Genomic DNA, 20,891 nt, shown 5'->3' with positions numbered 1-20,891 from the left:
GCCAGCGGGTCAGCGCCGCGCCGTCCGGGTCCTCCGGGAACAGCGAGACCAGCTCCGGGCGCTCGCCCAGCAGCCGCTCCCACTGGGGCAACGGCCCTTCGTCCGTTACGAGATGACTGGCCGACAGCCCCGGGCCGGCAGTGCTGACGCCGCTCGGACGACCGGCTCCCCGGTGCGGTTACGTCGGCCCGTGCGGGGCGGCCGGGCATCCCCCGCGCCCCGCCCCGGGCGGGTCACTTGCGCAGCAGCAGGATGACGCCCGCGGTCACCAGGCCGACCACGACCGCGGCCGCGCCGTACGCCAGCCGGTGCGCGCGCAGGACGGGCAGGAAGCGGTCCACGGCGTAGCGGCCGGGCCCGGTCAGGGCGAGCGCGGCGGCGCCGGCGGTGAGCAGCAGCTCGTACTCGCTGCCCTTGGGCGCGAAGAAGCCGCCGCCCCAGGTGACGGCGAGCGCGTTGACCACGGTGCCGAGGATGGCGGCGGCGGCCAGCGGGGTCAGCAGGCCGACGGCGAGCGCGAGGCCGCCGAAGGTCTCGGTGAGACCGGCGACCACGGCCATGGCGTCGCCGGCCGGGTAGCCGCTCATGGTGAAGAACTGACCGGTGCCGTCGAGGCCGCCACCACCGAACCAGCCGAAGAGCTTCTGGCTTCCGTGCGCGGCCATGGTCAGGCCGAGTGCGAGGCGCAGCAGGAGCAGGCCGGCGTCGTAGGCGTGCGGTGACGTCGCCGCGGACGCGGGTACGGCCCGGCCCGGGAGGACGGTGGCGGTGGTGGGGGCGGTCGTGCTCGGGCTGGTGCTCGGCATGCGCGTCTCCATCATTCGGGATCGGTCGAGGCAAGGGGTCACGGACGGTCACGGGTGAGCAGTTCGTTCAAATTCGAACCGGCCGCCGTTCGACCGTACCTGGAAGTTCGAATTTGAACAACCGCGGCGAACGCGGGGCGTGAGGAGAGGTGCACCCGGACCGGACCGGCCGCGGCGCGGGCGCGAGTCGCGGGCCGTCGAACGCGGGCGCAGGGTGGAGGCATGGCTCACCGCAGGGAACACCAGCGGCCGGCGCGGCCCGGCACGCCGTACGCCGGAGCGCTGGCCGCGTTCGGCGAGCGCGTCCGGCTGGTCGCGCCCGACCAGTGGGACGCGCCCACACCGTGCGCCGAGTGGTCGGTCCGGGACCTGGTCAACCACCTCACCGGCGAACAGCTCTGGGTACCCGAGCTGCTGATGGGCTCGACCGTCTCGGAGGTCGGCGGCCGCTTCGAAGGCGATGTGCTCGGCACCGACCCGGCCGCCGCCTGGACGGCCGCCGCCGGAGCCGCCCGCGCGGCGTTCGAGGTGCCCGGCGCCACCGAGCTGACCGTCCACCTCTCGTTCGGCGACGTCTCCGCCCAGTACTACCTGGACCAGCTCACCACCGACGCCGTCGTGCACACCTGGGACCTCGCCGAGGGCATCGGCCGGCGGACCCGGCTGCCGAGCGGCCTGGCGGAGTTCGCGCTCGGGCAGCTGGCGGGCTACGGGGACCTCTCCGGCAGCGGCCTGTTCGACCCGCCGCTACCGGTGCCCGACGACGCCGACCCGCAGACCCGGCTGCTCGCCCTCACCGGGCGCCGCGACCGCGCCTGATGCCGCGCCCGCCCCGGAGCGCGCCCGCACCGGGACCGGACGCCGATCGGGCCGCACACCCGGGGTGACCTGGGGTGATCCGTTCCGCCCCGCCGCAGTGCCCGACGCCGGATACTGGAGGAGTCGGGGGATCACCGGACGAGAGGCGGGCGCGCCATGAGCCGCAGGCCTGACATCCTCGGCGAGTTCACCGCCGACCACCGGGCGGTGACGGAGCTGCTCGCCCGGATCGAGGCCGCGCCGGACGGTGCGCCCGAGCGTGGCGAGCTGGTCGGACAGCTGACCGACCTGCTGTTCACCCACTGCGCCGCCGAGGAGGAGCACCTCTTCCCGGTCGTCCAGCACGATGTGCCGGACGGCGGGGCACTGGTGTTCACGAGCATCCACGAGCACCTCGCGATCGGCCAGTACCTCTCCGACCTGCAGGGGGTCGGCCCCGGTGAGCCGGCCTTCGCCACCCTGTACCAGGGGCTCGCCGACATCGTGCGCCGGCATCTGGCGGTGGAGGAGGAGCAGCTCTTCCCGGTCGCCCGGAAGGCGCTGCCCGCCGCCGCCCGGGCCGCGCTCGGCGAGCGGCTGCGGGCCGGGCGGGAGCGGCAGGAGGTCACGGAGCAGGGCCCGTAGCGGGCCTCGGGCCGGAGCGCAGGCACCGGACGTCGGACCCCGCCGGACGTCGGACCGTCGGACCTCAGGCCTTCGGGCTGATCACCGCGAAGCGGCCGCCCTCCGGGTCCTGGAGACGGGCCACCCGCCCGTACGGCGAGTCGAAGGCCGGCCCGATCCCCGAGCCGCCGAGCGCCTCGGCCCGGGCCAGCGCCGCGTCGGTGTCCGGCACCGAGAAGGAGACCTCCCAGTGCGGTGACAGTCCGGTCGGCCCGCCCGCGTGCTCCCTTGCCAGGGCGGCCACGCTGTGGCCCTCGGCCCGCAGCACCACCCGGTCGTGCTCCCACCGCACCTCGAAGCGCTCCGGGTCGCGGCCGTCCCAGCGGAACACCTCGCCGTAGAAGAGCGCGGCCGCGAACGGGTCCGGCGTGCGCAGCTCGATCCAGACCGGCGCGCCCGGCAGGTCCAGGCGCCGGGCGCGGCCCAGCGGGCCCTCCCAGATGCCGAACACCGCGCCCGCCGGGTCCGCGGCGAAGGCCACCCGCCCGGCGTCGAAGGCCAGCGGGCCCACCGCCAGGGTCGCGCCGCGCTCGCGGACCGCGTCGGCCGCGGCGTCGGCGCTCTCCGTCCCGAAGTAGCTGGTCCACGCCACGGGCATCTGCCAGCCGCTGCCGGCGACTCCCAGCCCGGCCACCGCCTCGCCGCCGGTCACCGCGTGCACGTAGGGGCCGAAACGATCCGGTCCGGGCTCGAACTCCCAGCCCAGCAAGGGCCCGTAGAACGCCTTCGCCGCGTCGAGATCGCGCGCCATCAGGCTCACCCAGCACGGAACGGCCGCCACGCAGCGCACCTTGGCGGTCTCACCGCTGCCCATCGCGCACCTCCTCGACGCCCGTCCGCCGGGCCCCTCCCGACGCCCACGGCCTACCGGCCGCCCGGGCGACTTCAGCCTAGGCCGACATGCCGACCCGGGCGCGGCACGGCGCGCAGGGGGCAGCGCTCGCGGCGCCCCGCCGGCGCGCGGGCACCGGCGGGCGCGGGCCGGGGGCGGGCCGGCGACGCAGTTGCGGCGCGCCGCGCCCTCCGAAGGCGTCGTGACCCACGCGGGACGCGGGGCGGGCGGGCCGGACGCCCCCCGGGGCGTGCTGTCGGCGGTGCTGCTCCCGGACAGGCGGACGCAAAGCCGCCTCGCGCCCTCGGAGGAGTTCCGGAGCGGGCGTCCGCGAAGGGGAGGACACCTCCGATGCGGCGGGCGTGCCGGTCACCGTGTGCCCCCGGAGCTACGGGGCCTCATCTCCCGATCGGCTGGACCCGGCAGGCCCCGGCAGCAGCCGGCCGCCGTCCATGGTCGCGACGGAGTCCGCGAGCACGTCGGCGGCGGACAGGTCATGGGTGACGAAGAGCAGTGCGAGGCCGCTGCCGGCCCGCAGCTCCGCGAGCCTGCCGAGGATCGCCGCCCGGGTCGCGGCGTCCAGGCCCGAGGTGATCTCGTCGCAGACCAGGACCGCCGGCCGGGCGATCAACGCCCGGGCCAGAGCCGCCCGTCGCAGCTCACCGCCGGAGAGGGCGGCGGGCGGGCGGGCCGCCTGGGCCGGGCCGAGGCCGAGCCCGGCGAGGAGCGCGAGGGCCTCGTCGGCCGCCGCCGGCCCGCGCAGGCCGCGCAGCCGGACGGCGGCGCGGGCGACCTGCCCGCCGACCGGGCGGCCGTCCGCGAAGGACGCCCGGGCGTCCTGGAACACGTACTGCACGGCGGCGAGTTCGGCGCGGTCACGGCCCCGGACACTGCGCGGCAGCGGTGCGCCGTCGAGCAGCAGGAGGCCCCGGTGGCGGGAGTGCAGACCGGCGAGACAGCGACCCAGGGTGGTCTTGCCGCTGCCGGAGCGGCCGACCAGCGCCAGACACTCCCCCGCCCGGAGCACGAGACGCACGTCGTGCAGGACGGTGCCGCCGCCGGGGTGGCGGGCGGTGAGGCCGGTGACGGCGAGGCGGGCCGGCCCGGGCGGGCGCGGCCGGGCCGGGGGGACGGCCGGGACGGGCCGGCCGGGCGCCACCGGCGCGAACCCGTCGAGCACCTCCGACGGCGGGCCGCAGCGCCGCACCCGGCCCGCGTCGAGGACGACCACCTCGTCCGCGAGCTCCGCCACCACGCCCAGGTCGTGGCTGAGCAGCAGGATGCCCGTGCCGCGCGCGGCCAGGGCGCGGAGCAGGGCGGTGAGCCGCGCCTTGGTCCGCGCGTCCTGGCCGGTGGTGGGCTCGTCGGCGACGATCACCCGCGCGCCGAGCAGCAGTGCCTGGGCGAGTACCACGCGTTGCTGCTGGCCACCGGAGAGCTGGTACGGGAATCGTCGCAACAGGCCCTCCACACCGGCCAGTTCGGCGTCCCGAAGAGCTTCCTCGACGGCGGCCGGTCCGGCGCCGGTCCGGCGGGCGACGTCGCGCAGCAGCACGCCGACCCGGCGCGCCGGGTTGAGTACGGTGGCGGGATGCTGCGGGAGGTAGCCCGCCGGACCGGCCGAGGCGGCGACCGTACCGCGGACCTGCGCCCCGGGCGGGTACTCCCCCAGCAGGGCGAGCGCGGTGGTGGTCTTGCCGCTGCCGGAGGGCCCGACCAGCGCGGTCACCCGGCCCCGGCGCACCCGCAGGCCGACGCCGTCCACCAGCGCCCTCCCGTCCACCGCCACCCGCAGGCCGTCCACGCTCACCAGCACCGGAGCGGTCATCGTCGCGTCCCCTTCCGGCCGCCGCCGTGCAGGGCGGCGTCGAGCAGCAGGTTGGTGCCGGTGGCGAGACCGGCGATCAGCAGTGCGGGGACGACCACCGCCCAGGGCTGGAGCAGGAGGCCGGGCCGGTTGCGGTCCACCATCACCGCCCAGTCGGCGGCATCCGGCTGTACGCCCAGGCCGAGGAAGGCCGCCGTGGCGACCAGGTGGAGCGCGCCGACCAGCCGGGTGCCGGCATCGGCGGCGAGGGTGCGGCGGATCGACCGGGCCACCTGGCCGAACGCGATCCGCGACCAGGACTCCCCGTGCAGCCGCAGTGCCTCCACCACCGGGCGCGCGGCGGCCTCCACGGCGGCCGCGTGCACCACCCGGGCGATGTCCGGGACGGCCGCCACCGCGACCAGGACGGCCAGCCCGACCGGCCCGGGCGACAGGGCGGTGGCGGCCAGCAGGACGAGCAGCAGTGTGGGCACCGCGATCAGCACGTCCACCGGCCGCAGCAGCACCTCCTCCAGCCAGGCCCGCCCGGTGAGCGCGGCCGCCAGTGCGAGCGGCAGCGCCACCGCGTACCCGAGCGCCGTCGCGGCGACCGCCACCAGGACCACCGGCCGCCCACCGAGCAGGATCTGGCGCCAGACGTCGCGCCCGGTGAAGTCGGTACCCAGCCAGTGCCCGCCGCCCGGGGTGAAGGAGACCGCGCGCGGCCCGGCCTCCCCCGCGAGCAGCGGACCGAACAGCGCGAGCAGCAGCGGCCCGGCGATCAGCGCGGCGCCCAGCAGGTACCGGCGCGTGCCACCGGCACCCCCGGCCTCCCGCGCCCTCACACCGCCACCTCCGTCCGGGGCGCCAGCCGACGGGCCACCAGGTCGGCGGCCAGGTTGAGCAGCACCGTCACCACACCGAACAGCAGCGCCAGGGCCTGCACCACCGGGACGTCCCGGGTGGCGACGGCGTCCAGCAGCACGGTGCCCAGGCCCGGGATCACGAACAGCGCCTCGACGACGACCACACCGCCCAGCAGCCAGTCCGCGGTCCGGGCGAGCTGCTGGGCGGCCGGGGCGAGGGCGTTGGGCAGGGCGTGCGTCCAGCGCACCCGGGCCGGCGCGACGCCGCAACGCAGCGCGTGGACGGCGTACGGCGCGGCCATCGCCTCGATCAGGCCGGCCCGGACCAGCCGGGCGATCGAGCACACCGGGCGCGCCAGCAGCACCAGCACCGGCAGGGCCAGGACGGCCGGCTGCCGCCCGAGTCCGCCGACGGCGGTCGGCGGCAGCCAGTCCAGCCGCAGCGCGAACACCGCGGTCAGCAGCACCCCGAGGGCGAACTCCGGTACCGCGTGGACCGCCAGGGTCAGGGTGCTGATCGCACGGTCCAGCGGCCCTCCCTCGCGGCGGGCCGCGAGCATGCCCAGCCCGACCGCGATCGGGACGAGCAGCACCAGGGTGAGCGCCGCCAGCAGCACCGTCGGTCCGAGGCCGTCGGCGAGCAGGCCGGCCACCGGGCGGCCGCCGGCCAACGAGCGGCCGAGCTCGCCGTGCGCCAAGTCCCCCAGCCAGTCGGCGAATCGCTCGACCGCCGGGCGGTCGAGCCGCAGCGCCTCGCGGATCGCGGCGATCCGCGCCGGACCGGGGTCGTCCCCGGCCAGGGCGACGGCGGCGTCGCCGGGCAGCGCCTCGGTGAGGGTGAAGACCAGCACGGGGACGGCCGCCACCTGGGCCGCGCCGAGCAGCAGCCGGCGTCCGGCCCAGGCGCGCAGCGGTGCGCTCACGCCAGCCAGACCTGGTCGAAGCGGGCCCAGTCCAGGGTGTTCGCGGGGGCCCCGGCGTCGACGCCGCGCAGGCGCGGCGCGGTGCCGACGATCCAGTCCGCGAAGCCCCAGATCAGGAAGCAGCCCTCGTCGTACAGCCGGCGCTGCATCCGCTCGTAGAGGGCCGCGCGGGCACCCTGGTCCGCGGTGGACTGGGCCTGCGCGTACAGGTCGTCGAAGTCCCGGTGGCGCCAGTGGCCGGCGTTGGTGGTGGAGTCGGAGAGCAGCCGCTGGGAGATGTGCGACTCGATGGGCAGCACACCGGAGCGGTAGGAGGCGAGCACGCCGCCGTCCAGGATGTCCTTCCAGTAGGTGTCCTTGCTGCCGACCTTCACCTCGACGGTGACGCCCGCCCGGGCCGCCTGCTCCTTGAAGATGCCGGCCGCCTCGACGAAGCCGGCGGCGACCGGGGAGGTGTCCAGGGTGACCTTGAGCCCCTCGGCCCCGGCCTCGCGCAGCAGGGCGCGGGCCAGGGCGAGGTCCTGGGTGCGCTGGGGCAGCGCGGCCGGGTAGTACCGGGCGCCCTTGCCGAAGAGGTCGTTGCCGATCTCGCCGGCCCCGGAGAGGGCGCCGTCGACCAGTTCCCGCCGGTCGGCGATCAGGAAGAAGGCCTGCCGCACGCGCGGGTCGTCGAAGGGCGGCCGGTCGGTCTTCATCACGAACCCCTGCATCGCGCTGCCCCGCAGCCGGACGATCCCGATCCGCCCGCCGCCCTGGTGCGCACGGGCCGTGGCGGGCGTCAACTCATGGGCGTAGTCGGCCTGTCCGGCGAGCAGGGCGTTGGCGCGGGCCGACTCCTCCGCGGCGTCGAGGATCTCCAGCTCGTCCAGGTGCGGGGCGCCCTCCCAGTATCCGTCGAACCGCCGGACGAGCAACGAGTGGCCGGGCTCGAACCCGACGAAGACGAACGGGCCCGAGCCGACCGGCCGGTCGAAGGACTCCGCCCCCTCGGGCACGATGTAGGCGCCGAACGCGGCCAGTACGTTGGGGAATTCGGCGTACGGGCGCTTGAGACGGAACTCCACGGTGGCGGCGTCGACGGCCCGGCTGGCGGCGAGGTCGATCGGTTCCAGGGAGGCGCGGGCCCGGAACGCCCGCTTCGGGTCGGCTATTCGGCGGTAGCTGTACAGCACGTCGGCAGCGGTGACGGGCCGGCCGTCGTGGAAGGCGGCCGGACGCAGCCGGACCGTCCAGGTGTCCAGGGCGGCATTGGGCTCCCAGCCACTGGCCAGCCGGGGCACGGCGGCGAGGTCGGAGCCGAAGTCGGCGAGCTTGTCGTAGAGGGCCTTGGCGCGGGCCGCGTCGGCGAAGAGGTTGACGAGGTGCGGGTCGAGGGTCTCGCCGGCGCCGCCGCCGGCGAAGACGGCGGGCAGCCGCCCGCCGGCGCGCGGCGCGGCTCCGGCGTCGGCGGCCACCGGGTTCGTGCGGCCCGGGGAGCAGGCCGCGAGGCCGAGGGTGCCGGCGGCGGCGAGCAGGGTGCGGCGGGCAAGGGGGCGGCTCATCGGGTCATCCGCTCTTTCCGGTAAGGGCGTTGGGGCGATACCGGCCTTCGAGCCGGGCAACCAGGTGGAGGCGGTCGCCGTCGGCGGTGTCGGCGGGCCGGTCGCCGTCGGCGGTGTCGGCGGGCCGGTCGCCGTCGGCGGTGTCGGCGGGCCGGTCGCCGTCGGTCCAGGGCGGTTCGGTGCGCGGGCCGGGCCGGTCGTAGAGGTCGAGGACGGTGAAGCCGTGGGCGGCGAGCAGGCGGCGGAGCTCCTGCGGGAAGAGCAGCCGCCAGGCGGACTGCTGCTCGACGGCCGGGGAGCCGTCGTCGCTGCTCCAGGTCCTTGTGCGGCGCAGGAGTTGGGCGGCGTGGTCGATCCGGAGCACGGTGTGCGAGGTGCGGGTGACGCCGTCGCTGGTGACGCTGTCGGTGCGCGGGGCGTCGAGGAGTTCGGTGCGGCCGAGGAAGAAGGCGCCGTTGCGCATCTCGGCGACCAGCAGGCCGCCCGGGCGCAGGTGGCGGCGGAGCCGGCCGAACAGCGCGTCGAGGTCCTCGTTGGTGTGGCAGTACAGGAGGGCGCTGTCCAGGCAGAGGACGGCGTCGAACCGGCCGGGGAGGTGGAAGGTCCGCATGTCGCCGACGTGGTAGTCGGGCCCGGGGTGGTGGGTGCGGGCGTGCCGGATCATCGCCTCCGAGCTGTCGAGACCGGTCACCGTGCGCCCGGCGGCGCGGTGCAGCCAGCCGGCGTCCCGGCCGGTGCCGCAGCCGAGGTCGAGCACGTCCGGTCCGGCGCGGTGGTCGCGGAGCACCGACTCGGCCCATCGGGCGGCGATGAACCCCGGGTCGGGGAAGCGGAGTTCGTAGAGTTCCGGAGTGTCGGTGAGCAGGTTGTGGCCGGTCATCGGGCCTCGCTGGGGAGTGGGCGGGCGGGGGCGGGGAGCCGCCCGGTGCGGTGCAGCCGGGCGAGCGCGGCGGCGGAGCCGAGGCCGAGGGCGGCGCAGAGCAGCCAGGGTGCGGCGGCGGCGCCGTCCATGGCGCGGCCGACGGCGGTGTTGCCGACGGCGGCGGCGAGGCCGGAGACCACGTAGTACAGGCCGTAGTAGGTACCGGTCAGGCCGTCGCGGCCGAAGGCGGGGATCAGGGTCAGGACGAAGGGCTGGGCGGTCATCAGGCCGAGTTGGAGCAGCAGCACGCCGCCGAGGACGCCGGGCAGCCCGGGGGCGGTGAGCGGGAGCAGGAAGCCGGTCGCGGCGACGGCGAGGCCGGCCGCGATCCAGCGGCCGGGCGGGCCGTGCCGCTGGAGCAGGGTGGTGACGCGGAGTTGGAGCGCGAGGTTGGCGAGGGTGCTGGTGAGGAAGACCAGGCTGACCGCGCCCGCCCAGCCGGTGGCACGGCGGGCGGCGTCGGGCAGCAGCAGGTAGAGCTGGCTCTCCATGCCGAACAGGCCGACCATGGCGAGCGAGAAGGCCAGGAACCCCCGGTCAGCGGCCACTTCACGCCAGTCGGCGAGCACCCCGCGCGGCGGCGGCGGGACGGCCCGCCCGGGGAGCGCGACCACCTGCGCGACGGTGAGCAGGGCGAACACGCCGGCGGCGGTGAGCGCGGCGGCGCGGAAGTCGACCAGCAGCAGGACGGTGCCGAGCAGGGGACCGGCCAGCGCCCCGGTGGTGGCGAACACGTTGAACAGCGCGAACGCCTCGGCCTTGCGGTCGGCGGCCTCGTGCGCGACATAGGTGCGCACGGCGGGGTTGAACAGGGCGCCGGCCAGCCCGCTGAGCGCCGACGCGGCCAGCAGCACGGTCAGCGACTCCCCCAGGGCGAACAGCCCGAAGCCGACGGAACGCAGCGCGCAGCCGGCGATGATGACGCGGCGGGCACCGAGCCGGTCGGCGGCCGAGCCGCCGAGGATGAACAGACCCTGCTGGCTGAGGTTGCGCAGGCCGAGGACGGTGCCGACGGCGAGGGCGGAGAGCCCGAGGTCCTGCCCGAGGTGGCCGGCGAGGTACGGGACGAGCAGGTAGAAGCCGGTGTTGACGCCGAACTGGTTGACCAGCAACAGCCGCACGGGCTTCGGAAAGCTCCGTACGGCGCGCAGTATCGTCACCGGTCGGCCGCCGGGCCCGGGGCGGGTTCTCCGGCGGGCGCCGGGCGGACGCCGAGCCCGGCGCGGTCCGACGTGCGGACGGTGCCGTCCGTGCCGCCGATGCCCTGCCAGGGGTCCTCGGCGAGCAACAGGTGGCCGTCCAGGTCGACCCAGCGGGCCCGGTCGGCGAGGTGGACGGCCGGGGCGATACCGAGCGAGCCGGCGACGAGGCAGCCGAGCATCAGCTCGGTGCCGCTGCCCCGGAGCGCCGCCTGGATGCGCAGCACCTGGTGGACACCACCGCACTTGGCGAGCTTCAGGTTGACCCCGTGGACCCGCCCGGCGAGCCGGCAGGCGTCCTCGTAGTCGACTGCGTCCTCGTCGGCGATCACCGGGATCGGCGAGCGTTCGGCGACGGCGGCGAGCGCGTCCGGATCACCGGGGGCGATCGGCTGCTCGACGGCCTCGACGCCGGCGGCGGCGAAGGCCGGGAGGAGCCGGTGGGCCTGTTCCTCGGTCCAGGCGCCGTTCGGGTCGAGCAGCAACCGGGCCCCGGGGGCCGCCTCGCGGACGGCGCGGACCCGGGCGAGGTCGTCCGCGGGATCGGCGGAGCCGGCCTTGACCTTGAGTACGGTGAACCCGGCGGTGGCGAGCCGGGCGGCCTGGTCTGCGGCCCGGGCGGGCGGCTCGATGCCGATGGTGCGGGCGGTGGCGACGGCCACCGGCGCCGACCGGCCGAGCAGCCGGTGGACGGGCTCGCCGGCCCGCTTGCCGGCCAGGTCGAGCAGGGCGGCCTCGACGGCGGCCAGCACCCCGGCCGACAGCTCCTTGAAGGGAGCCGCACCGCACCGGAGGTCGGCGAGCGCCTGGTCGGGGTCCGGGAGGCGCTCCAGGGCGGGGCGCAGCCCGGCGAGTTCACGCCGGATCCGCTCGGCGGGCAGCCGCAGGTAGTCGCTGGCGACGGCCTCGCCGTGGCCGGTGAGGCCGTCGTGGCGCACGGCGAGCCGGACGGCATCGCGCTCGACGGTCACCGAGCGGGAGATCCGCAGCGGCTCGGCGAGCCGGAGCCGTACGGTGCGGACATCGAGCCTCATCGGCCCTCCTCCGGGCGGTGGTCGGTGCGGTGGTCGGTGGTGCTGCGGTGGTCGGCGGTGCTGCGGTCGGCGGTGCGGTGGTCGGCGGTGCTGCCGTCCGCGCTGCCGTCGTCCGCGCTGCCGTCGTCCGCGCTGCCGCGGTCCGCGCGCCGGTGGACGGCAGGGCGGTGACCGGCGACGGGGTCTACGGGGTCGGCCGGGCCGGTCCGCCCGGTGCGACAGCGCGCCCAGCCGGCGACCTCGACGGCTGCGGGGTGCGGGATCTCGATCGGGCGCAGCGCGGCGCGCTCCGGCTCCAGCCCGTGCCGGTGGCAGAACCCGTCGTCGTAGACGGTGCCCAGGTAGCGGTGCGGGCCGTCGGGGAAGACGGTGGCGACGGTGGCGCCCGGCTGGACCCGGGCGGCCCAGGCGGCGACCAGCGCGACGGCGCCGGTGCTCCAGCCGCCGCTGACGAACGCGCCGCGGGCCAGCCGCCGGCAGGCGTCCACGGCCTCGGCCGGGCCGACCCAGTGGATCTCGTCGAAGGCCTGGTGCGCGACGTTGCGTGGGTGGATCGAGCTGCCCAGCCCGCGCATCAGCCGGGGTCGGGCAGGCTGACCGAAGATGGTCGAGCCGACCGAGTCGACGCCGATGATCCGCAGGGCGGGCCAGCGGCGGCGGAGCGGTTCGGCGAGCCCGGCGCTGTGGCCGCCGGTGCCGACACTGCAGACCAGCACGTCCAGGTGGTCGAGTTCGGCGGCGATCTCATGGGCCATCGAGCGGTAGCCGGCCGCGTTGTCGGGGTTGTTGTACTGGTCGGGCCAGTAGGCGTCGGGGAGTTGGCCGAGCAGGGTGCGCAGCCGGGCCAGCCGGGCAGCCTGCCAGCCGCCGTGCCGGGCCGGTCGGTCGACGAGCTCCAGCCGGGCGCCGTAGGAGCCTAGCAACTGGCGCATGGACGGTTCGAGTTCGGCGTCGCCGACCAGCACGACGGGGTGGCCGAGGGCCTGGCCGGCGAAGGCGAGGCCGATCCCCAGAGTGCCCGAGGTGGACTCCACCACCGTGGCGCCGGGCCGGAGTTCACCGCGCTCATGGGCGCCGCGGAGCATGGCGACGGCGGAGCGGGCCTTCATCCCGCCGGCGCCGAGGCCCTCCAGCTTGGCCCAGAACCCGGGGTGCGGGTGCGGAAGCGGGGTGCTGATCCGGGCGAGCGGGGTACGGCCGAGCAGGGGCAGCAGGTCGGGGTTGCCGAGGGCGGCGGAGGCGAGCAGCGCGGTCACCGGACGCCGCCGGCCGGGCGGGCGGACGGCGGGGGTCCGCCGTACAGGTGGAGCAGGCTGGGGCCGCCGTCGAGCCAGAAGAAGGGGTAGGGCTCGGCGCTGACCGCGCTCACGCCGTCGCCGAGCAGCCTGGCCAGGACGGCGCTGCCGGTCTGGGCGAAGAGCACCAGCGGCTTGCCGGTGGCGCGGGCGTGGGCGAGGAGCGGGTCCAGCGTCCCGTTGCCCAGGGTCATGCCGGAGGCGAGGATCGCGTCGCAGTCGTCGAGCCGGGCGAGGGCGTCGGGGTGCACGGGCTCGCCCCACTCGGTGGTGCCGCCCTTCAGGTCGCACGCGAGGTACCCGAGGCCACGGGAACGGAGCTGCTCCAGCAGGGAGTTGACCACACCGACGACCAGCACCCGCCGGACCGCTCCGACCGGGAGCAGTCCGACCACGGCGCGCGCCCGGGCCCGGGACTTCTCCAGCGAGCCGCCGGCCGGGACGGTGACCGGGCGGGCGCCGTGGGCCGGCGCGTGCGGGCGGCAGTGCATCAGGTAGGCGTCGAGCGCGGCGACCCGGACCGGCGTGAGCGGGTGGTCGAGCAGCTCGGCGACGCTGGCACCGACACAGTCGGTGAGCGCGTCGGCGGGCAGCCCGCCCGGTTCGACGGCGCAGGAGCCGACGGCCGCGCCGAGGCGCAGGCTGAGCACCTCGTTGCGGTAGCCGCGGGCGCGTCCGTCGTGCCGCACGGCCTGGGCGGTGGTGAAGGCGAGGGCGATCCGCTGGCCGGCCGGGTCGGGCCCGTAGGCTCCGGCGCGGGCCGGCCCGGCGATCCGCTCCAGCGCCGTGCCGGGGAGGGTGGCGGTCATGCCGGCACCGCCGCGGCCTCGGCGGGACAGCCGGCGGCCGCACTGCTGTCCGGCCCGGGTACGGCGGCCCCGGACACGGCAGACCCGGACACGGCGGCCCCGGACGCGTCGGCCCCGGACGCGTCGGCCCCGGACGCGTCGGACCGGGACACGTCGGCCCCGCCGGGCGCCTCGCCCGGGCCGTCGGCGGCGTACCGGGGGGTCAGCCCGGCGAGCAGCCGCTCAGCCGCTCGCCGGGCCCCGGCGCCGGTGGTGTCGGCGGTCATCACATGACCGAGGTACTCGTTGTTGCTGGTGGCGGGCCGGACGTCGCGGCCGGGGCCGGCGAGAGTCAGCTCGACCACGGCGGGGTCACGCCGGACGGCCGGCTCGCCGTCGAAGCCGTCCAACAGGCCGACCTCCTCCCCCGGAACGAGGAAGGCGATCGCGGCGCTGGTGACGCCGGTGGGGTGGACGACCAGGTCCGGGCGGCGGCCGAGGGCCACGTCCACGCAGGCGGCGGCGAGGTCGATGCCGGTGACCCGACGGACCAGCTCGGTGATCCGGTTGCCGGCCGGGCGCGGATTGACCTCCACCACCCGGGGCCCGGCCGGGGTCAGCTTGATCTCGGTGTGCGCGACGACCTGGTCCAGGCCGAGCGCGGTCAGCGCGGCGACGGCGGTGTCGGCGGCGGCCGCCGCGTCGGCGGGGGTCAGCGCGGCGGGGAACATGTGGCCGGTCTCGATGAAGGCGGGCGCGCCGCCGACGCTCTTGTCGGTGATCCCGACGACATGGACGCCGCCGTCGGCGCAGACCGTCTCGACGCTGACCTCGGGGCCGGTCAGCAGCTCCTCCAGCAGGACGACGGGCGCCCGGCGCTGGCCGCGCGCATTGACCGGGAAGGCCTCCAGGGCCCTCAGCGCGGCGAGGAGTTCGGGCTCGTCGAGGACCGCGCGGACGAACATCCCGGCGCAGAGGTCGACCGGCTTGACCACCAGGGGGAAGCCGAGCACCCGGGCGGCGTCCAGCGCCTGTTCGCGGTCGGCGCAGAGTGCGTACGCGGGCCCGGGGACACCGGCGTCGGCGAGCGCGCGGCGGGTGAGGTCCTTGCGGCAGGCGGCGGTGACGGCCTCCGGCGCCGGGCCGGGCAGTCGGAGCCGGCGGGCGACCTGGGCGACCAGCGGCAGGTAGTAGTCGCAGGAGGAGACCACCCCGTCGAAGCCGAGCACGCCGTGCAGCCGCTCGGCGTACGGGAGCAGGGTGGCCGGATCGTTGGTGTCGGCGGTGAGCACGTTCTCCGCGGCGAGCAGCGGGTGCGGGCCGTCGGCGGGCGCCGCCCGCAGGTAGTGGTGCAGGTCGCGGGTGAGGAAGGTGAAGCGGTGGCCGCCCTCCCCCAGTGCCCTGGGCAGCAGCCTGCTCATGGAGCCGACCCAGCTTTCGATCACCAGCAGATGCGCCACGGATCTCCCTCTCGACGACGGGTGCGGCAAGCCGGACCGACGTGCCGAGGGAGAACGTAACGGCATTCGTTTTCATTTTCAACACGCCGGGAGCCGATTCACCGGCGAGGCGTCAGATGAAATTCGTTTTCATGTAGGGTGACGGTAACCCACCCCCGAGCCGACCAGTGGAGTCGTCTGATGGACCGTCAGGACGCTTATGACATCAGGCACGCCCGCCCGGAGGACGTGCCCGGCGCCCGCCGACTGATCCTGGACACCTTCTACCGCGAGTTCGGCTACGGCTACGTACCCGCCTGGCATGCCGACGTCGTCGATCTCCAGCACCACTACCTCGACCACCCCCGGCACGCCCTGCTGGTCGCCGTCCACCGCGGCGAGGTGGTCGCCACCACCGCACTGCACTCCAACGGGCCCGCCCACCCGCCGCATCCGCGCGAGCTCGTCGACCGCTACCCCGGTGGCATCACCGCCCAGCTGGTCCGGGTCTACGTCCGGGCCGAGCACCGCCGGCACGGGCTGGCCCGCGAACTGGTGCGCCAGGCCTGCGAGTTCGCCGTGAACGAGGGTGGCTACCAGCACCTCTACCTGCACACCAACGCGGCGATCCCGGGCGCCGAGGCGTTCTGGCGCAGCCTCGCCGAGGAGGTGTACGACGCCCGCCCGACCGGCGAGCACGGGCCCGGCGTGGCCACCGTCCACTTCGAGATCCCGCTGCGCCGCCCGGCGGCGGTCTGACCCGGGCAGGGCGACGCGGCGGCGGTCTGACCCGGGCGGGGCGACGCGGCGGCGGCCCGGACCGCGGGTGCGGGCGCGGCGAGCCGCTGAGGACCACGGAGGACCGCGAAGGACCACGCGAAGCAAAGTGACGCAGGTCACACCGGGGCGGGAATTTCCGGGGAGGGATTCCCCGTTTGGTCCTTCGTAGGCCTAAGCGGGGAAATTCTCCCCGCTACCCTGGGAGGAGCAAAGCAGTGAGCAGCAGCACCGCCGCCGCACCTGCCCGCAGCACGGAGCCCGTCCGTACGCCGAAGCTGCGCGCGGACGCGACTCGTAACCGTGAGCGGATCCTCCTGGCGGCGCGGGACGCCTTCGTCGAGCTCGGCGCGGACGCGCCGCTGGACGAGATCGCCAAGCGGGCCGGCGTCGGCAACGCCACGCTCTACCGGAACTTCCCCGACCGCTCGGCACTGATCCGCGAGGTGGCGCTGCTCATCAAGAGCCGTGTCCTGGCCATCGCCGAATCGGCGACGGCGGAGGGTTCCGGCCCGTTCGACGCCCTCCAGCGGTTCGCGCACGCCACCGTCGAGGAGAAGATCGGTGCGCTCTGCCCGATCCTCACCAACCGGGTCGACCCCTTCGATCCGGAGCTGGTGGACGCCCGTGAGCGGCTGGTGGCCGCCGTCGGCGGCCTCATGACGCGAGCCAAGGAGACCGGCGAGCTGCGGGCGGACGCCGACCACGGTGACCTGTTCATCGCGATGAGCCAGCTCACCCGCCCTCTGCCGGGCACCTCGTGCCGGCTCCTGGACGAGTTCGTCCACCGGCACCTGCAGCTGTTCCTGGACGGCCTGCGGGCGCCCGCCCGCTCGACCCTTCCCGGCCGGGCCGCGACCTTCGAGGACTTCCACCCCGACCACTGACCCGCAGCCCCAGCGCTGACCGACGGCCCGCCGGACCACGACCGTACCGGCGGCCGTGGCCGACTGTGCCCCGCCCCGCCTCACCGACTTCGCCCTGATCCGTAAGCACGCACCCGAAGTGAGTACCTCCATGCCGAAAACCGATGCCCTGCCGGCCATCCAGCCCGATCCGCGGCGCTGGAAGGCGCTGATATTCATCGGCCTCGCCCAGCTGATGGTCGTCCTCGACGCCACCATCGTGAACATCGCCCTGCCGTCGGCCCAGAAGGACCTCGGCATCACCGACGGCAACCGCCAGTGGGTGATCACCGCCTACGCGCTGGCCTTCGGTGGCCTGCTGCTGTTCGGCGGCCGGATCGCCGACCTGTGGGGCCGCAAGCGGACCTTCGTGGTCGGCCTCACCGGCTTCGCCCTCGCCTCCGCGCTGGGCGGCGCCGCCGCCAACACCGCCATGCTGCTCGGTGCCCGCGCCCTGCAGGGCGTCTTCGGCGCACTGCTCGCGCCGGCCGCGCTCTCGCTGCTGGCCGTGATGTTCACCGAGGCCAAGGAGCGCGCCAAGGCGTTCGGCATCTACGGTGCCATCGCCGGTGGTGGCGGCGCGATCGGCCTGATCCTCGGCGGTCTGCTGACCGAGTACATGAACTGGCGCTGGACCTTCTTCGTCAACATCCCGTTCGCCGTGGTCGCCGCCGCCGGTGCCGTCATGGTGATCCGCGAGCCCGCCCAGGGCCGCAACCGCAACCGTCTGGACATCCCCGGCGTGCTGCTGGTCACCACCGGCCTGGTCTCCCTGGTCTACGCCTTCACCCGCGCCGAGTCGGACGGCTGGACCTCCGGCATCACGCTGGGCCTGTTCGTCGCCGCCGCCGTGCTGCTGGCCGCGTTCGCCCTGGTCGAGATGAAGGTCAAGGCCCCGCTGCTGCCGCTGCGGGTCGTCCTGGACCGCAACCGCGGCGGGGTGTACCTGTCGCTGGGCCTGGCCGTGATCGGCATGTTCGGCCTCTTCCTGTTCCTCACCTACTACCTGCAGATCGTGCTCGGCTACAGCCCGGTGCTGACCGGCGTCGCCTTCCTCCCGATGGTGGCGGGCATGATCACCGGCTCGACCCAGATCGGCGCCCGGCTGATGACCCGGGTCCCGGCGCGCTACCTGATGGCGCCCGGCTTCCTGGTCGCCTCGGTCGGCATGCTGATCCTGACCCAGATCGGCCTGGACACCTCGTACCCGGCGCTGATCCTGCCCGGTCTGATCCTGATGGGCCTCGGCATGGGCACCGCGTTCATGCCCGCGATGAGCCTGGCCACGCACGGTGTCGAGCCGCGCGACGCGGGCGTGGCGTCCGCGATGGTCAACACCTCGCAGCAGGTCGGCGGCGCCATCGGCACCGCCCTGCTGAACACCATCGCGGCCAGCGCCACCGCGACCTGGCTGGCCTCCCACGCGGCCGTCGCGACCAGCCCGGCCGCCGCCCAGGCCGCGCAGTTCCAGGGCATGGTGCACGGTTTCTCGACCGCGATCTGGTGGTCCTTCGGCATCCTGGTCGCGGCCGCCGCGATCGCCTTCGTCCTGATCAACGCCGGTCGCCCCGACCACGCGGCGGCGGGCTCCGGCGCGGCGGAGAACAACGAGGTGCCGGTGCTGGTGCACTGACCCACGGGGTACACGCAAGGGTGCACGGCGGCCCGTCCGGTGTTTCGACACCGGGCGGGCCGCTCGCCGTTCCGGGGGCGCCGGCCGAACCGCACCGGCTCACCGCCCACGAGCGGCCGCCCCCTCGAACTACCGGCCCCGGTGGACGAGAATGGGGTGGCCCCCACCCGGGTCCGTACGGGGCCCTCCCGTGGGCCGCACGGCGCGGGCACCCGGATCCCCGGCCCACCGCCGAGGAGCAACGCCCTCCCCGGGACCGGCCGCCAGGCACCACGGACCCCGACCCGCGACCAACCGCCCCACGACGGCCGCGGACAGCGACACCCGCCCTGGACAGGGAGGACATCGTGCACGACCGTACCGACCAGCTCGCCGACACCAGACACCTCCTGCTCACCACCTTCGACGAGGACGGCAACCGCCTGTGCTCGGCGATATGGGTGGTGGCCGACGGCACGGCGCTCGGCATCTGGACGCCCGCCCACTCCGGCGAGGCCGAGCGCATCCGCCGCCACCCCGGGGTGCTGGTGGGCCCCTGTGACGCCCACGGGCGACCGACCGGCCGCCAGCTCCCCGCCCGGGCGGCGGTCTGCGACGAGGACGCCACGGCGCGCTACCGCACCTCGCTGATCAACAAGTACGGCATGACGGCACTGATCGCCCTGGCCCGCAGCCGGTTCCGGCTCGGTCTGTCCGGGACGGTCGGAATCCGGATCACGCTCGACCGGGTGGAGCGGCGGCTGATCGGGCCGGAGTGGCAGCTGCCGACGACCTACTGCCCGAACTGACCGGCCGAGCCGAGCCGACTGCCCGAACCGCCGACCGCCCCCGGGCACGGGCCAGCCGCCCCGGGCACGGGCACGGCGGCGTGCCGGGGGCCGGTCGTGCGACCAGCCCCCGGCACCGTTTCCGTCCCAGCCCGCGCTGCTCTGCAAAGACACACTTTGCAAAGCAGCACCGCCGCCCGCCGGGCCGCGGTCGGGTCTCCCCGGCCAAGTCCCGCGGTCAGGCCCCCTCGATCAGATCCCCGCGGTCAGATCACGTCGTCCGGGGCCTTGACCAGGTCGCCCGGCTCGCATGCCTCCCGGCCGGTCCCGACGTGCACCACACGCACCGGCCGGTCGGGACCGCCGGGGACGACCTGCTGCTCGCGCCCGCACCGTGGGCAGATCAGCGGGATGCGCGCCCTCCGGGGTTCCTCGGCGGGAGACCCGGCGCCGGCGTGCGGCGCCGTCACGACAGCGGGTGGGTCGGAATCGGGCTGGCCTGCTGAATCTCACCGTGGGCCTTGGTGAGAAGCTGCGAGGCGAGGTCGTTGAGCGCCCGGGCCGCGGCGACCTCCTCGCCGACCCGCAGCTGTTCCGGGTCCGACGGGTGGCGGCTGGTGTAGCCGTGGGCACGGAGTTCCGTTCCGTCGCCGAGTCTCAGCAGAGCGGCGGCGGCCGTCCGCGGCCCCTCCTCACGGAACTCCATCTCGATGTGCCAACCGACGAGTGTCTGCATGGCCGATCACCTCCATAGGTTCCTTCTCCAGAGTGCGCCGCCCCCGGCACGAACACCAGAGGAGGCGATCCGGGTTCGACTTGAACGCGTTCAATTACGCCGCGTACAGTCACTGGCGCAAGGTATTGAACGCGTTCAAGGAAGGGGTGTGCGGCCATCATGGGCAAGGGCACCACGGAGCTGGTCGACCTGCTCGTCCTGCTCGGCATGGGCGCGGTGATCCCCCTCGGTCTGACCCTGATCGACGAACCCGGGCTCGCCCGCGTCCGCCGGCTCTGGCCCCTGGCCGCCGTCCCCGGAGCGCTCTCGCTCTGGCTGCCGCGCGGCGGCCTCGCCATCGGCTGCGCCGCCCTCTACGCGCTCGGCACCCTCGCCCTCGCCGCCCACGCCCCGGTGCGGCTCGCCCGCACCCGCTCGCTCGCACCGCGTGAGGTCGCCGTGCTCACCGCGCTCGGCACCCCCTCGGTGGCCGGGCTCGCGCTGGTCGCCGAACGCTCGGGCCACGAACTCCTGGGCTTCGACCTCGACATCCTGGCGCTGACCGTGCCGCACTTCCACCACGCCGGATTCACCGCCGCCCTGGTCGCCGGGCTGGTCTGCCGGGCCGCGCCGGCCAGCCGGACCGCCCGCTGGGCCGCGCTCAGCGTGCCGCTCGGCACCCTGCTGGTCCTGGCCGGCTACTTCGTCGACGACTGGGCCGAACTCGCCGGAGCCGTGGTGCTCACCACCGGCATGTGGCTGGTCGGCGTGCTCACCTGGCGCGACCTGCGCATCCGCACCCCGGACCGGACGGCCGCCGCGCTGCTCGGGATCGCCTCCGCCGTACTCGCCGCCACCATGCTGCTCGCCCTCTGGTGGGCGCTCGGCGAGGCGTCCGGCCTCCCGCACCCCACCCTCACCTGGATGGCCGCCACGCACGGCGTCGGCAACGCGCTCGGCTTCGCGCTCTGCTCCCTGCTCGCCTGGCGCCGCCTCACCCGGCCGCCGGACCCGAAGCCGCACCGGCAGCCGCACCCTCGGGGAGCCCTACGATGAACCACCCCCGCGACCTCGTCCGGGACGCCGGCCCCGCACTGGCCCGGGCAGACGGTCACCCGGATCGAGCGACTGATGGCCTTCGACCCACCGCGGCCGCCGTT

General features: G+C 75.6%; 20 protein-coding genes. 7 read left to right on the top strand and 13 right to left on the bottom strand.

Translation table 11 applies throughout. The features are described 5' to 3' along the window. Positions 1 to 233: 233 nt before the first annotated feature. A complete protein-coding gene (locus AB0J08_RS10105) occupies positions 234 to 806 on the bottom strand; it encodes a DoxX family protein (protein WP_360629911.1) in 573 nt (190 codons plus the stop codon). A 222-nt stretch (positions 807 to 1,028) separates the two neighbouring features. Between AB0J08_RS10105 and AB0J08_RS10100 the strand changes: the two genes are divergently transcribed. Both AB0J08_RS10100 and AB0J08_RS10095 read left to right on the top strand, forming a co-directional pair. Then, positions 1,029 to 1,625 carry a TIGR03086 family metal-binding protein gene (locus tag AB0J08_RS10100; protein ID WP_360629908.1) on the top strand — a complete coding sequence of 199 codons (597 nt, stop codon included), beginning with the start codon at positions 1,029 to 1,031 and terminating at the stop codon, positions 1,623 to 1,625. 156 nt (positions 1,626 to 1,781) lie between these two features. Further along, positions 1,782 to 2,249, top strand: coding sequence for a hemerythrin domain-containing protein (locus tag AB0J08_RS10095; protein WP_360629905.1), 468 nt, complete (start codon positions 1,782 to 1,784; stop codon positions 2,247 to 2,249). A 64-nt stretch (positions 2,250 to 2,313) separates the two neighbouring features. Here the strand turns inward: AB0J08_RS10095 and AB0J08_RS10090 are convergent, their stop codons facing one another. From AB0J08_RS10090 to AB0J08_RS10040, 11 genes are all read right to left on the bottom strand, one after another. Continuing rightward, positions 2,314 to 3,102, bottom strand: coding sequence for a VOC family protein (locus AB0J08_RS10090; protein ID WP_360629902.1), 789 nt, complete (start codon positions 3,100 to 3,102; stop codon positions 2,314 to 2,316). Positions 3,103 to 3,508: 406 nt separating this feature from the next. Next, entirely contained in the window at positions 3,509 to 4,948 is a 1,440-nt protein-coding gene (locus AB0J08_RS10085) for an ATP-binding cassette domain-containing protein (RefSeq protein WP_360629899.1), read from the bottom strand. Beyond that, positions 4,945 to 5,772: an ABC transporter permease subunit gene (locus tag AB0J08_RS10080; protein WP_360629896.1), complete on the bottom strand. Its 828-nt coding sequence runs from the start codon at positions 5,770 to 5,772 to the stop codon at positions 4,945 to 4,947. The genes AB0J08_RS10085 and AB0J08_RS10080 overlap by 4 nt, the downstream gene beginning before the upstream one ends. Continuing rightward, positions 5,769 to 6,716 (bottom strand): ABC transporter permease, encoded by a 948-nt coding sequence (locus tag AB0J08_RS10075; protein ID WP_360629893.1) that lies wholly within the window; start codon positions 6,714 to 6,716, stop codon positions 5,769 to 5,771. The genes AB0J08_RS10080 and AB0J08_RS10075 overlap by 4 nt, the downstream gene beginning before the upstream one ends. Further along, positions 6,713 to 8,257, bottom strand: a complete 1,545-nt coding sequence (locus AB0J08_RS10070; RefSeq protein WP_360629890.1) for an ABC transporter substrate-binding protein — start codon at positions 8,255 to 8,257, stop codon at positions 6,713 to 6,715. Before AB0J08_RS10070 ends, AB0J08_RS10075 begins: the two co-directional genes overlap by 4 nt. Before the next feature lie 4 nt (positions 8,258 to 8,261). Next, on the bottom strand, positions 8,262 to 9,137 hold the full coding sequence (locus AB0J08_RS10065) for a methyltransferase domain-containing protein (protein ID WP_360629887.1): 876 nt from the start codon (positions 9,135 to 9,137) through the stop codon (positions 8,262 to 8,264). Then, on the bottom strand, positions 9,134 to 10,339 hold the full coding sequence (locus AB0J08_RS10060; RefSeq protein WP_360629884.1) for an MFS transporter: 1,206 nt from the start codon (positions 10,337 to 10,339) through the stop codon (positions 9,134 to 9,136). The genes AB0J08_RS10065 and AB0J08_RS10060 overlap by 4 nt, the downstream gene beginning before the upstream one ends. Continuing rightward, positions 10,336 to 11,412 carry a dipeptide epimerase gene (locus AB0J08_RS10055; RefSeq protein WP_360629881.1) on the bottom strand — a complete coding sequence of 359 codons (1,077 nt, stop codon included), beginning with the start codon at positions 11,410 to 11,412 and terminating at the stop codon, positions 10,336 to 10,338. The genes AB0J08_RS10060 and AB0J08_RS10055 overlap by 4 nt, the downstream gene beginning before the upstream one ends. Next, positions 11,409 to 12,668 (bottom strand): pyridoxal-phosphate dependent enzyme, encoded by a 1,260-nt coding sequence (locus tag AB0J08_RS10050; protein ID WP_360629878.1) that lies wholly within the window; start codon positions 12,666 to 12,668, stop codon positions 11,409 to 11,411. The genes AB0J08_RS10055 and AB0J08_RS10050 overlap by 4 nt, the downstream gene beginning before the upstream one ends. Continuing rightward, positions 12,665 to 13,516, bottom strand: a complete 852-nt coding sequence (locus AB0J08_RS10045; RefSeq protein WP_360629875.1) for a DUF364 domain-containing protein — start codon at positions 13,514 to 13,516, stop codon at positions 12,665 to 12,667. Before AB0J08_RS10045 ends, AB0J08_RS10050 begins: the two co-directional genes overlap by 4 nt. Then, positions 13,513 to 14,955, bottom strand: a complete 1,443-nt coding sequence (locus tag AB0J08_RS10040) for an ATP-grasp domain-containing protein (protein WP_360629872.1) — start codon at positions 14,953 to 14,955, stop codon at positions 13,513 to 13,515. The genes AB0J08_RS10045 and AB0J08_RS10040 overlap by 4 nt, the downstream gene beginning before the upstream one ends. 180 nt (positions 14,956 to 15,135) lie before the next feature. Between AB0J08_RS10040 and AB0J08_RS10035 the strand changes: the two genes are divergently transcribed. The 4 genes from AB0J08_RS10035 (at position 15,136) to AB0J08_RS10020 (ending at position 19,037) form a co-directional block, all read left to right on the top strand. After that, positions 15,136 to 15,693 (top strand): GNAT family N-acetyltransferase, encoded by a 558-nt coding sequence (locus tag AB0J08_RS10035; RefSeq protein ID WP_360629869.1) that lies wholly within the window; start codon positions 15,136 to 15,138, stop codon positions 15,691 to 15,693. Positions 15,694 to 15,929: 236 nt separating this feature from the next. Continuing rightward, positions 15,930 to 16,598, top strand: a complete 669-nt coding sequence (locus AB0J08_RS10030; RefSeq protein ID WP_360629866.1) for a TetR/AcrR family transcriptional regulator — start codon at positions 15,930 to 15,932, stop codon at positions 16,596 to 16,598. Between the two features lie 130 nt (positions 16,599 to 16,728). Continuing rightward, the gene (locus tag AB0J08_RS10025) at positions 16,729 to 18,249 is read left to right on the top strand and encodes an MFS transporter (RefSeq protein ID WP_360629863.1); all 1,521 of its coding nucleotides are present in this window, start codon (positions 16,729 to 16,731) and stop codon (positions 18,247 to 18,249) included. A 347-nt stretch (positions 18,250 to 18,596) separates the two neighbouring features. Next, positions 18,597 to 19,037, top strand: a complete 441-nt coding sequence (locus tag AB0J08_RS10020) for a PPOX class F420-dependent oxidoreductase (protein WP_360629860.1) — start codon at positions 18,597 to 18,599, stop codon at positions 19,035 to 19,037. Positions 19,038 to 19,482: 445 nt separating this feature from the next. On the opposite strand, the gene AB0J08_RS10015 is transcribed toward AB0J08_RS10020, so the two are convergent. Then, positions 19,483 to 19,752, bottom strand: coding sequence for a DUF1876 domain-containing protein (locus AB0J08_RS10015; RefSeq protein WP_360629858.1), 270 nt, complete (start codon positions 19,750 to 19,752; stop codon positions 19,483 to 19,485). A 159-nt stretch (positions 19,753 to 19,911) separates the two neighbouring features. Here AB0J08_RS10015 and AB0J08_RS10010 point away from each other — a divergent pair, with 159 nt between their 5' ends. Then, positions 19,912 to 20,787, top strand: a complete 876-nt coding sequence (locus AB0J08_RS10010) for a YndJ family protein (RefSeq protein ID WP_360629855.1) — start codon at positions 19,912 to 19,914, stop codon at positions 20,785 to 20,787. The last annotated feature ends 104 nt before the right edge of the window (positions 20,788 to 20,891 follow it).

Source organism: Kitasatospora sp. NPDC050463 (assembly GCF_040655255.1).
Classification (GTDB): domain Bacteria; phylum Actinomycetota; class Actinomycetes; order Streptomycetales; family Streptomycetaceae; genus Kitasatospora.
Note: the sequence above shows the minus strand (reverse complement) of the source record. Positions and strands in the feature narration are given on the sequence as shown.

What these genes read in the sequence shown, in the direction of transcription:
- AB0J08_RS10105 (WP_360629911.1), bottom strand. Translation starts at nt 806, where the DNA reads ATGCCGAGCACCAGCCCGAGCACGACCGCCCCCACCACCGCCACCGTC.
- AB0J08_RS10100 (WP_360629908.1), top strand. Translation starts at nt 1,029, where the DNA reads ATGGCTCACCGCAGGGAACACCAGCGGCCGGCGCGGCCCGGCACGCCG.
- AB0J08_RS10095 (WP_360629905.1), top strand. Translation starts at nt 1,782, where the DNA reads ATGAGCCGCAGGCCTGACATCCTCGGCGAGTTCACCGCCGACCACCGG.
- AB0J08_RS10090 (WP_360629902.1), bottom strand. Translation starts at nt 3,102, where the DNA reads ATGGGCAGCGGTGAGACCGCCAAGGTGCGCTGCGTGGCGGCCGTTCCG.
- AB0J08_RS10085 (WP_360629899.1), bottom strand. Translation starts at nt 4,948, where the DNA reads ATGACCGCTCCGGTGCTGGTGAGCGTGGACGGCCTGCGGGTGGCGGTG.
- AB0J08_RS10070 (WP_360629890.1), bottom strand. Translation starts at nt 8,257, where the DNA reads ATGAGCCGCCCCCTTGCCCGCCGCACCCTGCTCGCCGCCGCCGGCACC.
- AB0J08_RS10065 (WP_360629887.1), bottom strand. Translation starts at nt 9,137, where the DNA reads ATGACCGGCCACAACCTGCTCACCGACACTCCGGAACTCTACGAACTC.
- AB0J08_RS10055 (WP_360629881.1), bottom strand. Translation starts at nt 11,412, where the DNA reads ATGAGGCTCGATGTCCGCACCGTACGGCTCCGGCTCGCCGAGCCGCTG.
- AB0J08_RS10045 (WP_360629875.1), bottom strand. Translation starts at nt 13,516, where the DNA reads ATGACCGCCACCCTCCCCGGCACGGCGCTGGAGCGGATCGCCGGGCCG.
- AB0J08_RS10035 (WP_360629869.1), top strand. Translation starts at nt 15,136, where the DNA reads ATGGACCGTCAGGACGCTTATGACATCAGGCACGCCCGCCCGGAGGAC.
- AB0J08_RS10025 (WP_360629863.1), top strand. Translation starts at nt 16,729, where the DNA reads ATGCCGAAAACCGATGCCCTGCCGGCCATCCAGCCCGATCCGCGGCGC.
- AB0J08_RS10015 (WP_360629858.1), bottom strand. Translation starts at nt 19,752, where the DNA reads ATGCAGACACTCGTCGGTTGGCACATCGAGATGGAGTTCCGTGAGGAG.
- AB0J08_RS10010 (WP_360629855.1), top strand. Translation starts at nt 19,912, where the DNA reads ATGGGCAAGGGCACCACGGAGCTGGTCGACCTGCTCGTCCTGCTCGGC.